Raw genomic sequence first — 12,859 nt, forward strand, 5'->3', positions numbered from 1 at the left:
GCTCAGAGCTCCACCACGGCGCGGCCGCCGACGCGGCCGGCGTGCAGGTCGTCAACGGCAGTGTTCAGCTGCTCGAGGGTGTACCGGTCGGTGACCAGGGCGGCGGCATCGAACTGTCCACTGCTGCTCCACTCGGTGAAGGTAGTGAAGTCCCGGGCCGGATCACAGCTGCCGCCGACGCAGCCGACCAGGCTCTTCTCACCGTTGAGCAGATCAAAACTGTCCAGCGGAAACGGTGTGCGGGGTATGCCGACCAGGATGTCGGCGCCGCCCCGGATGCCGGCGCCGCGGATCCCTGGCCGGACCGCGGCGAGGCTGATCGGAATGTTCGCGCCTCGTCCCGTGCAGTCCAACGCGACATCGACACCGCAGGTGCCGTCCGCATGCGCGGTGAGCTCGCGGATCGCCGTAACCGGGTCACCGGTCGCCGCGTTGATCACGGCGGTGGCGCCGAATCGGCGCGCCAGCTTCAGCTTGTCGTCGTCGATGTCTACGGCGATGACCGGATCCGCACCCAGGATCGACGCGGCGGCCACGGCACACAGGCCAACACCGCCGGTCCCCCAGACCGCCACGCTCTGCCCCGCTACTACTCCGGCCGTGTTCATCACCGCGCCCGCACCGGTCATCAGCGCGCAGCCGATGACCGCGCCGAGGTCCCGCGACAGGCCCGGCGCCGCCTTCACCACATATTGCTCGTCGACCAGGGCATGCGTGCCCCAGGTGAAGGTGTTGTGGGTCGTCGCGCGCGCGCCGTCGGCCAAGACGACGAAGGTGGGATCCGGCGGACGGCCGAGCAGCGGTGTCCGGGGAATCCAGGTGATCACCACGTCGTCGCCCGGCCTGACGTACGTCACCCGGTCCCCCGCCGCGACGACGACGCCGACCGACTCGTGACCGAGGACCATGGGCGTGCTCCGCCCCGGATCGAAGATCCGGTCGAGTTGGCTGTGGCACACGCCGAATGCCCGCTGCTCCACGACGACCTCGTAGGGCCCGGCTTGAAGGTTCACCTCGTGCAGATCGAGAATTTGCCGGTCCGGGGCGAGGACGGCGATCCGGGCGGGCACTGCCATGGCTTCTGCTCCTTGGGCTCGTCGGCGTCGGCTGCTGGATCGGGCCTCAGACGACGCCGGTCTCGTGCAGCTTCGCGATCTCGCCCGGGCTCAGGCCGAGCTCGTCCCGCAGTACCTCATCGGTGTGCTCACCGAGGTGGCCGGCCCGAGCCGGTTCGACCATCGGCGAATCCGAGAGGAACAACGGACTGCCGAGCGTGGTGAACGTGCCCCGATCGTCAGTGACCTCCCGCAACACACCACGGGCCCGAACGTGCGGATCGTCCAGCAGCTCGGGCAGAGTCACGACAGGGGCGTACGGGATCCTGACGCCCTTGAGCACCGCCTCGAGCTCGGCCTTGGTCAGACCCCGCGTCCAGGCTGCGACCAGCTCATCGACCTCATCCATGTGTTCGCAGCGCCCCGCCATCCTCGCCAGCCGCGGATCTGCGGTGGCTGGATCGCCCATCAGGTCGCACAGCCGCTGCCAGTGCGCGTCGGTAGGACAGAGGATCGTGATCCAGCCGTCGAGCGTGGGGTAGGCGTTGTAGGGCGCCACTGACATGCCGCCATGCCGGTTGCCGGTCCGTTCCCGGCTGACCGTTCCTGGACTGAGCAGACCGGCGATGTTGGAGGTGAGCGATGGCAGGATCGCGTCCTGCAGTGAGACCTCGACGTGCTGGCCGCGGCCGGTACGGGTGCGCTGGAGAAGCGCCGCGAGGACACCGGCGATCAGGTGGGTGCCGGCCAGGAAGTCGACCACGGAGGGCCCGGTACGCACGGGCGGGCCGTCCTCGAAACCGGTCGTACTCATGATCGCGGTCCGGGCCTGGATCGTCAGATCCATCGCCGGCTCCCCGGCGTAGGGGCCGAACGAACCGAAACCGGTGCCCGAGGCCATGACCAGTTGCGGGTTTATCGCACTGAGCTGCTCGTACCCCAGCCCGAATCGCTCCATGGCACCGGGCGAGAGGTTCTGGACCAGCACGTCGGCCCCGCGGACCAGTTTGCGGAGCACCTCCTGACCCTCCGGGGCCTTCAGATCCAGCCGCATCGTGCGCTTGCCGGAGTTGAGGAATCGGAACTGCAACGGCTCCCCGTCCTCGTCCAGCGTGGGCAGCCGGCGGTACGGATCCCCCTCCGGCGACTCGATCTTGATGACGTCGGCGCCGAGCCGCGCCATCAACATGCTGCAGTACGGCGCGAAGTAGAACTGGCCGAGGCAGATCACCTTCATACCTTCGAGGGCGGTCACGTCAGCCTCCATCGTCGTCGCGGCGTTCGCCGAGCTGCCGAGTTCGGTATTATGAACTTCAGTACGCATTTACAACCGCAACATTAGGTTGGCGTCGCCGCACCTGTCAACGTCTGCGGTGACCGTTGACAGCTCACGGCGGAAGAACCTACGTTCGTTTCGCAAACGTTTCGTATATAGAGCCGTTGGTTTGTATATAAGAACCAGGCCGGAACGTTGCTCCTCACCGGCGAAGGGAAAGCCACACATGAGGGTGGGATTCATCGGTCTCGGCACCATGGGCACGGGCATGGCGCTGAATCTTCGGAAAGCCGGCCACGACCTGGTCGTCCACGACCTTGATCGGGCCCGCGCCGAACCGCACGAACAAGCCGGAGCCGAGTGGGCCGGCACGATCGCCGAGGTGGGCGCCGCATCCGATGTGGTCTTCACGTCCCTGCCCGGGCCGGCCGAGATGCGCGCCACCGGCTGCGGAGAGGGTGGACTGATCGGCAGCATGCGCCCGGGCACCGCCTGGTTCGACCTGACGACGAACTCGCCCACCGTGGTGCGCGAGGTTCACGCCGAGTTCGTCAAGGCCGGCGTGGAGTTGTTCGACGCGCCGGTCAGCGGCGGCCCGAAAGGGGCGGCGACCGGCAAGCTAGCGATCTACGTCGGCGGCAGCCCCACCGCGTTCGAGCAGTACACAGAGCTCCTAGACGCCATCGGCGACAAGGTGCTCTACGTCGGCGACATCGGCGCCGGCAACACCGCGAAGCTGGTGCACAACTGCGCCAGCATCACGATCCGTGCGGCCATCGCCGAGGTGTTCACCCTCGGCGTCAAGGCCGGCGTCGAGCCCGCCGCGCTCTGGCATGCCATGCGGCAGGGCGCGATCGGCCGCGCCCGGACCTTCGACCGGATCGGCGACCGATACCTGCAGGCCCAGTTCGAACCGCCGTCGTTCGCGCTGGCCCTGGCCAACAAGGACCTTCAGCTCGCGCTGGGGCTCGCCGAGCAGCTCGAGGTTCCGATGCGCTGCGCCGAGGTCGTCGCCGGCGACTTCCAGGAGGCGCTGGACCGAGGCTGGGGCGGGCGGGACTCGCAGTCGCCGATGGCGTTGCAGAACGAGCGCGCGGCCGTGACGGTCAAGCTCTCCGCTGCGGAAGTCCAGGACGTCCTCGACCGGGGCTGACCCGGTTCATCAAGGAGATCACATGAATGCGAACGAGATTGCCACCAGCAGGGAAACCGGTCGCCGGATCCTCGGCGAGCTGATGGGCGAAGAGTACATCGCGAAGAAGGACCAGTCCCGCAACGGGTTCAACGACGCCCTGCAGGATTACTCGGAGGAGGTCTGCTTCGGCCGGATCTGGGCGCGCGAGGGCCTCGACCGTAAGCAGCGCAGCATCATCAACATCGCCATGCTGACCGCGTTGAACCGGCCGGCGCAGCTGGCGCATCACGTCGAAGGCGCGATGACCAACGGGTGCACGGTCGAGGAGATCAAGGAGATCCTGCTGCAGGCTGCCGTCTACTGCGGCCTGCCGGCCGCCGGCGAGGCGTTCCGTGTCGCCGAAGGCGTCCTGCGCTCGCACGGCCACCTCGACTGAGCCTCGCCGGCGGGGGTGATACCGGGGCGGTTACGACTCCCATCGATCGGGCGGCCCGGGCCGCTGCACCAGCCGGCCGGCAGCCGTCAGACGCACCAGATGAGCGTAGGTCTCCGCGAGCGCCGAGCGCAGCGACCGCGAGGTGAAGTCGCTGAAGGCCCGCGCCCAGGTCACCGCCTGAGCCACCTCCCAAACGGTGCCGCACCCCTGCCGCACCGCGAGCTCGATCTCGGCCAGCCGCGCGCTGTGATGAGCGCTGATCGTGTCCAGCCGATCGGTGAGCCGGTCGAACGGCCACTCGTGGCCAGGCAGCACCGTGACCGTCTCAGGAAGGTGGCGCAGGCGGTCCAGGGAGGACAGGAAATCTCGCAGCGGGTCGGACTCGGAGCCGGGCCGCTTGGCGACGTTCGGCGTGACCTTCGGCAGGACGTGGTCACCGGTGAGGAGCAGATCCCGCTCCGTTTCATGGAAGCAGACAGAACCGGGAGTGTGGCCGGGCGTGTGCACTGTTATCAGGCGGCCCTTCGTGCCGGGCACCGCGGCACCGTCGGCCAGCATGATGTCCGGCTCAGCGGAGGGCAGGACGGCGTCCAGCCGGGTCAATTCCTCGTGCAGATCGGCCATGGTTCCGGCGGGCACCCCACAGTCCCTCAGCCAGTGACCGATTGCCGCCACTCGCTCGCGGCGCTCGGCTTCATCGACCCGGATCTGGGAACGCTCGCCCGGGTGGGCGCCGATCCAGGCGCCGGTGCTCTCACGGATCCGTGGGGCCAGCCCGTAGTGGTCGGGGTGGGCATGCGTGGCGACCACGCCGATCACCTCGTCCAAGCTGCCACCGGCACGGGTCAGGCCCTGGCAGAAGGCATCCCACGCGGCGTCGGAGTCCCATCCGAGGTCGACCACGACGAGGCCTGCCGGGTACCGCAGCACATAAGAGAACGAGTAGGCAAGCGGGCTGGGGAAGGGTATCGCCGACGCCCAGACACCGTTGCGCACCGCGAAACCCTCGATCTGCCGTGACGGTCGCTCAGCGGAACTCATCGGCCCTCCATCCTCGGCCGAAGCCGTTGACACTCCGAACACACCAGTGGAAGCATATCGTTATAGCGATCAGTAGTTCGCTTTTATGAACCGACGGAAGGTCTGGTCGACTGCGATGTCCCGGTTCCCTTTGTCCCTGCCGTTCGGTCAGGGTGACGCCCCCCTCGGCATGCTCATCGACGGGGAGTGGACGACACCGGCGTCCGTCATTCCCGTGTTCGACCCCGCCACGGGCGTCGCCATCGCCTCGGTGGCCGACGGAGACGCCAAGTCCGTCGACGCGGCGGTCGGGGCCGCCCGGCAGTCCTTTGACGAAGGACGGTGGCGATCCCTGTCCGGCACCGATCGCGGAGCCGTCCTCTGGCGTGCCGGTGACCTCATGCGCGAGCGCGCCGACGACCTCGCCCGGCTCGAGAGCCTCGACCTCGGCCTGCCGGTCGGACAAGCCAGGAACATGGTCCTCGAGGCGGCCGCACAGTTCCGGTACTACGCCGGCTGGGCCGATAAGATTCACGGCCGCACGATCGACCTCGGCCCAGCCGATCGCCGGGTGCAGGGCTATACGTTGCGAGAGCCGGTCGGCGTCGCCGGGCTCATCACCCCGTGGAACGCGCCATTGAGCATGGCCGCCAAGAAGCTCGCGCCGGCCCTGGCGGCCGGCTGCTCGTGTGTGCTCAAGCCGGCCGAGGAGACGCCACTGACCTCGTTGTGGCTCGGGCAACTCCTTCTCGAGGCCGGCGTCCCGGCCGGCGTCGTCAACGTCGTCACCGGCACGGGTGAGCGGGCCGGCGCCGCCTTGTCGGAGCACGCGGACGTGGACGCGATCTCGTTCACGGGGTCGACGGAGGTGGGCCGCCTCATCGTGCACGCCGCCACCGGCAACATGAAAAAGCTGACGCTCGAGCTCGGCGGCAAGTCGCCCGTTGTCGTGTTCGGCGACGCCGACCTGAAGGCTGCGATCCCCGGAGCGGCGTCGGCGGTCTTCTGGAATTCCGGTCAGGTCTGCGCAGCCGGCACGCGGTTGTTCGTGCACGAGTCGGTGTACGAAGAGGTGGTGGAGGGTGTGGCGGACTACGGCCGCGCGATGCGGCTGGGTCCCGGGTCGGATCCCGACGCCGACCTCGGCCCGCTGATCTCGCAGAAGCAGCTCGACCGAGTGTCCGGCTACGTCGGACAGGGCGTCAACGACGGCGCCCGAGTCGTCAGTGGCGGCTCGCGCGTCGGCGAGCGGGGCTATTTCTTCGAGCCGACGGTGCTGGTGGACGTCGACCAGTCCATGACAGTCATGCGCGAGGAGATCTTCGGCCCGGTGCTGGGCGTCATGTCCTTCTCCGACACCGACCAGGCCGTCGAGCTGGCCAACGACAGCTCGTACGGCCTGGCCTCCAGCATCTGGACACGCGACGGCGCCTTGGCGCACTCGGTGGCTCGGCGGCTGCGGGCCGGGCGGGTAGGCATCAACGTGCATCGCGCCGGCGGGGCGTACATGCCCGCGGGGGGCTACCGCCAGTCGGGCTGGGGCCGTGAGAGCGGTCCCGAGGCCTTGGAGAACTATCTCGAGACCAAGTCCGTCGTGTCGCAGCTGGATTGAACCCCGCCACGGCAAAGGCGTGCCGTGGCTGCCATGCCCACCTTGCCAACGGATCCTCCGGATCGTGGTGGTCCGACGTCCGCGAGTCGGGTCACGAGGTTAAGCGCAAATGCCATGCGTGTGACAGATCCTGCCCAAGAGGGGTTTAGACAGGGACCCCTTGGCGAGGCCCGGATGCGTTGACAACACGGGTGAGTCATGCGTGCGCCTTCACCGGGAAGTTCCGCGGCCGGCCCTGGAAGACTGATGTCTATGGCACACGAGACGCAGGGTGGAAACGGCGGCACCGAGCTGGGCCGGTTCCTGCGTGCCCGCCGTGCGCAAGTGACTCCTGAGCATGCGGGCATCGGAGTCGGTCCCGGCTGGCGCCGCACTCCGGGGTTGCGCCGCGAGGAGCTGGCGGCTCTGGCCGGGGTGAGCGTGGACTACTACATCCGGCTGGAACGCGGCAAGGAGCATCGGCCCAGTCCGGCCGTCATCGACGCGCTGGCCGCCGCCCTGGGTCTTGACGCGCACGAGCGCCGGCATCTCTTCGATATCGCCATGCAGTCATTCAGCGCGACGCCCACGTCGATGGTCCAGCCCGACCGACACCGGACCGCACTGGGCACCGATCTCTTGCTTGAACGTCTTCGGCCGTATCCGGCACGGGTGCTCAGCCGAACCCTCGACCTGCTCGCTTGCAATCCCGGCGGTCTGCGGACACTGCCCGGTATCGAAGAATGGCCGGCCGAGCGACGCAACGTCGCACGCTACATGTTTCTGCATCCAGCGGCCCGCGATCTGTTCCGCGACTGGAATACGTTGGCTAGCGGCTGCGTGGCTCGGCTGCGCGCCGTCGGCGGCCGCGAGCCGCACGCCCCGGACGTCGCCGAATTGGTCGCCGAGCTGGCTGACGCCAGCTCGGATTTCGCTTGGCTGTGGGACCGGTACGAAGTGCGTCCCTTCACCGGGACGACCAAGGTCCTCAATCACCCCCGGGTCGGCACCATCTCCCTGCGGATCCAGGCCATGCAGGTCGAGGGCACCGTTGGTCACCGGCTCGTGACCTACTTCGCCGAACCCGGTACACCCGACCACGACGCCTTGGTTCTACTGGATCGATAGCGCCCGCCGCCGTACCGATTTCATCGGCGAGACGGCTTCCAAAGGGGTACTGGCAAAACCCCTTTCCACCGAACGAGTTCGTTGTCGACGTCGGCGGCTGCCCAGATGGGGGACCTGGAATTACCCGGAACTTGACTGCCGGGTAACTGCGGGCCTCCCTGGCGATCGAGCGTTCCCCTAGCGTCGTGCTTTAACGCGGTCCCGCAGGTCCGTCACTTGCGTATCCCCAGCTCGATTTCGAAACCCGGTCGGGAATCCCTCCAGCCGGGGCGTCGAGCCGATTACGTGGCCTGCCCATCGACGAGCCACTGAATCAACGGATGGACCAGCAGCCGACGTTAAGACTCAGCTTTCCTGAGGCCCGTTTCGAAACGGAGACAATAATGAATCGTCGTGGTTTCTTGAAACTCAACGCCGGGGTAGGTGCGGCGGCAACTCTCGCGGCATGCGGCAGCTCGGGGCCGTCCGGCGGAAGCGACAGCGGCGGCAACGGCGACGCCGCGGCGTCGTACTGGGGGCTGAGCGGCCAGCCCAGCGAGCCGATTCGGCGCGCGGCCGTCGACCGCTTCAACAAAGCCAACCCGGACACGCAGATCGCGGGCACCTACTTCCAGAACGACGCGTACAAGCAGAAGATCAAGACCGCCATGGGGGCCGGCGAGGGACCGACGCTGGTCTTCGGCTGGGGCGGGGGCGGCCTCAAGACGTACGTCGAGGCCGGCCAGGTCGAGGACCTGACCGATTGGCTCGGACAGAACGCCGCGGTCAAGGACAAGATCATTCCAGCGTCGTTCGGCGCCGCAACGGTAAACGGCAAGATCTACGCCATGCCGGTCGAAAGCACGACGCCGATCGTCCTCTTCTACAACAAGAAGGTTTTCGAGCAGGTCGGCGTTCAGCCTCCGCAGACATACGGCGACATCCTCGATCTGGTGCCGAAGTTCAACGCCAAGGGCATCGCGCCATTCTCGCTGGGCGGTCAGTCTCGCTGGACCAACATGATGTGGCTCGAGTTCCTGCTCGACCGCACGGCCGGATCGGACGTGTTCAACAGGGTCTTCGCCGGTGAGAAGGACGCCTGGTCGGACCCCGCCGTGATCGACATGCTTACCAAGATCCAGGATCTGGTGAAGGCGAACGGCTTCCAGAAGGGCTTCTCGTCGACCACGGCCGACTCGAACGCCGACCAGGCCCTGCTCTACACCGGCAAGGCCGCGATGATGGTGCACGGCTCCTGGTCGTACGGCATCCAGAAGGCCAACGGCGGCAACTTCGTCAAGGACGGCGGCCTGGGCTGGATGAACTTCCCGCCGGTCGACGGCGGCAAGGGCGACCCGAGTAATGCCGTTGGCAACCCCGGCCAGTACCTGTCGATCTCTTCGAAAGCCACAGCCGCACAGAAGGATCTCGCCAAGAAATATCTTTCCACCACCTTGGTCGAAGACGACGAGGCCAAGGGCTGGGTGGGTGCGGGCTACGTTCCGGTCCTCAAGGCGAGCGAGGCGCAGATCGCGTCCTCACCGAACGCCGACTTCCTCGGGTTCGTCCGCAACACAGCGGTGAACGCCAAGGTCTTCGCCCAGTCGTGGGACCAGGCGCTGAGCCCGACCGCCGCCGAGACCCTGCTGGACAACATCGCGAAGCTGTTCCAGCTCCAGGTCAGCCCGCAGCAGTGGGTGGACGCCATGAACGGAGTCATCGGTAAATGACGACGCTCGCTCCGCCTGTCACCCATCGGGAAGAGCCGACCAGGCGGAGCGGCTCCGTCACCTGGATGGCGCTGCCCGCGTTCGTGTGGTTCCTGCTTTTCGGCATCATGCCGCTGTTCGGAGTGCTCTTCCTGAGCTTCACCACCTGGAACGGCATCGGCGACATTCAGCCCACCGGGTTCGACAGTTGGCGGGCCACGCTCACCGACCCGGGCCTGCCGCACGCGCTGTGGGTGACGTTCCTGATCATGGCATTGTCGTGGGCCGTGCAGACCCCGATATCCATCCTCATCGGAACGCTTCTGGCCACCAGCAAGCGCTACCGCGAGTTTCTCGCGGTGTTGTTCTTCATCCCGCTGCTGCTGTCCTCGGCCGCCATCGCCATCACCTACAAGGCATTGCTCGATCCCAACTTCGGGCTCAGCGCCGGCCTGGGCATCCCGTGGCTTGCCCAGGACTGGCTCGGAGATTCGACCCTCGCCATGGCCGTCGTGATCTTCATCGTGTCCTGGCAGTTCATCCCGTTCCACACGCTGATCTACCAAGGCGCGGTCCGGCAGATCCCGACCAGCATGTACGAGGCGTCGCAGATCGACGGCGCCGGCCGGGTGCGGCAGTTCTTCTCCATCACGCTGCCCCAGCTCAAGTACACGATCATCACGTCCTCGACGCTGATGGTGGTCGGCTCGCTGACGTTCTTCGACCTGATCTACGTGCTCACCGGCGGCGGCCCCGGCGACTCGACCCGCGCCCTGGCCCTGGAGATGTACCAGAAGGGCTTCCAGGCCAACCTGATGGGCCCGGCCAGCGCCATCGCCGTCATCCTGGTCCTCGTCGGACTCGCCCTGTCTCTGCTCTTCCGCCGCCTCGGCGGCCGCGCCGACGAGAGCCAGCTGGAAGGAGTCTGAGGTGACAACAGTGACTGAACGGGCCCCTACAGCGGCGGACACCCCTGGCCCCCGTGCCGCCAAACGGTGGAAGGTGAAGCACTACAACTGGCTCGGCGGTGGCCTCGGTTGGGTCTGGCTGTTCGTCGTGATGCTGCCGATCTACTGGATCGTCATCACCAGCTTCAAGACCCAGGACACGTACTTCATCACCAACCCCCTGGCCCCGCCGACCGACCTCACGTTCGAGAACTACAAGTCGGTCATCGAGGCGGACTTCGTCCGCTACTTCCTCAACAGCGTCATCGTCACCATCGGCGCCGTCGTCCCGGCCGTCGTCATCAGCTTCATGGCCGGCTACGCGATCGTCCGCGGCGCCGGCAACCGGGCCCTCAAGGCCATGAACTGGGTCTTCCTGACCGGTCTGGCCATCCCGCTGCAGGCGGTGATCATCCCGGTCTACCTGATCATCATCAAGCTCAAGATGTACGACACCCTGGCCGCGATCATCCTGCCGTCGATCGCGTTCGCCATCCCGCTGTCGGTGCTGGTGCTGTCGAACTTCATCCGTGACGTCCCGAAGGAGCTCTTCGAGTCGATGCGCATGGACGGCGCCAGCGAATGGGGCACCATGTGGCGCCTCGCGTTCCCACTGACCCGGCCCGCCCTGGTCACCGTGACGATCTACAACGCGTTGATCGTCTGGAACGGCTTCCTGCTCCCGTTGGTGCTCACCCAGAGCCCCGACCAGCGCACCATCCCCCTCGCCCTGGCCACCTTCCAAGGCCAGTTCGGCATCAACGTCCCGGCCATCGCCGCCTCCGTGACGCTGACGACGCTACCGATCGTCATCCTCTACGCCGTCGGCCGCCGCCAACTCCTCAGCGGCCTCACCGCCGGATTCGGCAGATGACCGGGACCTCCGATCGCGTCACCCCCAACGGAAAGGAAAGATGGTGAAAGCACCCCTACGTTCGTTGTTGTGCGCGGGCGTCGTCATCGGCCTCTTGGCCGGCTGCGCCTCCGTCGCACAGACCACCAGTTCAGCCTCGGAACAAGGCATGTCACTCATCAAACCCGTCCCCCACTCCGACCCGGATGTCGTGCGCGTTTCCACTGGCGCCGTACGCGGATCGACGGAGGCCGGGGTGCAGAGCTTCAAAGGAATCCCCTACGCCGCGCCACCGGTAGGCCCCAACCGCTGGCGCCCCACGAAGCCCGCCGTTCCGTGGACCGGTGAGCGCGACGGCACCCGGTTCGGCGCGGACTGCGCACAAGCCGGCTGGGGCACGCCCCCGCCACAGGGCTCCTCGGAGGATTGCCTGTTCGCCAACGTATGGCGCCCCGAGGGAGCCAAGGCCGGCGCCAAACTGCCGGTGATGGTCTGGATCCACGGCGGCGGTTTCGTCGCCGGCAGCGGCGCGCAACCGACCTACTCGGGCGAACAGTTCGCGCGGCAGGGCGTCGTGCTGGTCACCATCAATTACCGGCTCGGCCGGTTCGGCTTCTTCGCCTTTCCCGGTCTCACCGCCGAGCAGCCCGGCAAGGTCGTGGGCAACTACGCCTACCTCGACCAGATCGCCGCGCTGCAATGGGTACGCCACAACATCAGCGCATTCGGCGGGAACGCCGGCAACGTCACCATCTTCGGCGAGTCGGCCGGCGGCGTCTCGGTGCACACTCACCTGACCTCGCCGCTGTCACGCGGAGTCTTCGACAAGGCCATCATCGAGTCCGGCGGCGGGCGCGACGGCGTACTGACCGGACGGCCGCTGCGTGCCGACGGGGCCGATCCGTACTACCCGGTGTCCGCCGAGACGATCGGTGTCAACTTCGCCAGGCGGTACGGCATCGAAGGTACCGGCGCCGCCGCGCTGGCCCAGCTTCGGGCGCTCACCACGGCTCAGGTGGTCGACGGCGGGCAGGAGAGCGACGGCCCGGGCGGGCCACCGACCTACCCGGGACCGATCCTCGACGGCAAGCTCGTGGTCGAAACCGCGGAAAGCGCCTACCGCGCCGGCCGGCAGAAGCGAGCGCCGGTGATGATCGGAACGAACAGCGCCGATTTCATCGGCTTCGTCTCCGCCGCCAGTAAGGACGAGCTGTTCGCGCAGTTCGGAGCGAACGCGGCGCGGGCCCGAGCCGTCTACGACCCCGACGGCACCGCTCCCCTGCAGCAGGTGCTGCGGATGGTCGGGATCGACCGCGCACAAGCTGAGCCGGCACGGTTCACCGCCGACGCCGTCGCCCGGACCGGCGTGCCGACGTACCTCTACCGCTTCTCGTATGTGCCGACCGCGCGTCGCGCGGACTGGGTCGACGGTGTTCCCCACGCTGCGGAGATCCCCTTCGTCTTCGACACGCTCGCGGCGGGCGGCGCCCAGCCCTCGGCGGAGGACAGTGCGGTGGCGCGCACCACCAACACCTATTGGGCCAATTTCGCGCGCACCGGAAATCCGAACGGCGCCACGGTGCCGACCTGGCCTCGGCACCTCCCCCACCGGGATTGGATCACCGATTTCACCCCGGCCGGCACAGTGGTCGCGGGCCCCGATCCCCGCAAGGCACGGCTGGACGTGACCGAGGCCGCCGGCGGCTTGCCCCGGCCTAACTGATGTCTCC

General features: G+C 67.4%; 11 protein-coding genes. 8 read left to right on the forward strand and 3 right to left on the reverse strand.

Annotated features, from left to right (window positions below):
• Nucleotides 1–2 precede the first annotated feature (2 nt).
• The gene (locus tag ACQP2X_RS35835) at nucleotides 3–1,076 is read right to left on the reverse strand and encodes a zinc-binding dehydrogenase (RefSeq protein WP_498689535.1); all 1,074 of its coding nucleotides are present in this window, start codon (nucleotides 1,074–1,076) and stop codon (nucleotides 3–5) included.
• A 46-nt stretch (nucleotides 1,077–1,122) separates the two neighbouring features.
• Entirely contained in the window at nucleotides 1,123–2,379 is a 1,257-nt protein-coding gene (locus ACQP2X_RS35840) for a CaiB/BaiF CoA transferase family protein (RefSeq protein ID WP_498689537.1), read from the reverse strand.
• Nucleotides 2,380–2,557: 178 nt separating this feature from the next.
• On the opposite strand from ACQP2X_RS35840, the gene ACQP2X_RS35845 reads away from it, so the two are divergent.
• The gene (locus ACQP2X_RS35845; protein ID WP_498689539.1) at nucleotides 2,558–3,484 is read left to right on the forward strand and encodes an NAD(P)-dependent oxidoreductase; all 927 of its coding nucleotides are present in this window, start codon (nucleotides 2,558–2,560) and stop codon (nucleotides 3,482–3,484) included.
• A gap of 22 nt (nucleotides 3,485–3,506) precedes the next feature.
• Nucleotides 3,507–3,902, forward strand: coding sequence for a carboxymuconolactone decarboxylase family protein (locus ACQP2X_RS35850; protein WP_498689540.1), 396 nt, complete (start codon nucleotides 3,507–3,509; stop codon nucleotides 3,900–3,902).
• Nucleotides 3,903–3,932: 30 nt separating this feature from the next.
• Here the strand turns inward: ACQP2X_RS35850 and ACQP2X_RS35855 are convergent, their stop codons facing one another.
• Entirely contained in the window at nucleotides 3,933–4,943 is a 1,011-nt protein-coding gene (locus ACQP2X_RS35855; protein WP_498689542.1) for an MBL fold metallo-hydrolase, read from the reverse strand.
• A gap of 169 nt (nucleotides 4,944–5,112) precedes the next feature.
• Here ACQP2X_RS35855 and ACQP2X_RS35860 point away from each other — a divergent pair, with 169 nt between their 5' ends.
• From ACQP2X_RS35860 to ACQP2X_RS35885, 6 genes are all read left to right on the forward strand, one after another.
• Complete coding sequence (locus ACQP2X_RS35860) at nucleotides 5,113–6,534, forward strand: aldehyde dehydrogenase family protein (RefSeq protein WP_498689543.1); 1,422 nt, start codon at nucleotides 5,113–5,115, stop codon at nucleotides 6,532–6,534.
• 252 nt (nucleotides 6,535–6,786) lie between these two features.
• Nucleotides 6,787–7,641, forward strand: a complete 855-nt coding sequence (locus ACQP2X_RS35865) for an MmyB family transcriptional regulator (RefSeq protein ID WP_498689546.1) — start codon at nucleotides 6,787–6,789, stop codon at nucleotides 7,639–7,641.
• A gap of 320 nt (nucleotides 7,642–7,961) precedes the next feature.
• The gene (locus ACQP2X_RS35870; RefSeq protein WP_498689548.1) at nucleotides 7,962–9,350 is read left to right on the forward strand and encodes a substrate-binding domain-containing protein; all 1,389 of its coding nucleotides are present in this window, start codon (nucleotides 7,962–7,964) and stop codon (nucleotides 9,348–9,350) included.
• A complete protein-coding gene (locus ACQP2X_RS35875; RefSeq protein WP_498689551.1) occupies nucleotides 9,347–10,258 on the forward strand; it encodes a carbohydrate ABC transporter permease in 912 nt (303 codons plus the stop codon). Before ACQP2X_RS35870 ends, ACQP2X_RS35875 begins: the two co-directional genes overlap by 4 nt.
• A 73-nt stretch (nucleotides 10,259–10,331) precedes the next feature.
• Nucleotides 10,332–11,150, forward strand: coding sequence for a carbohydrate ABC transporter permease (locus ACQP2X_RS35880; protein WP_498689553.1), 819 nt, complete (start codon nucleotides 10,332–10,334; stop codon nucleotides 11,148–11,150).
• A gap of 235 nt (nucleotides 11,151–11,385) precedes the next feature.
• Complete coding sequence (locus ACQP2X_RS35885) at nucleotides 11,386–12,852, forward strand: carboxylesterase/lipase family protein (RefSeq protein WP_498689554.1); 1,467 nt, start codon at nucleotides 11,386–11,388, stop codon at nucleotides 12,850–12,852.
• The last annotated feature ends 7 nt before the right edge of the window (nucleotides 12,853–12,859 follow it).

The organism is Actinoplanes sp. CA-131856, from assembly GCF_050956135.1.
Lineage (GTDB): Bacteria > Actinomycetota > Actinomycetes > Mycobacteriales > Micromonosporaceae > Actinoplanes.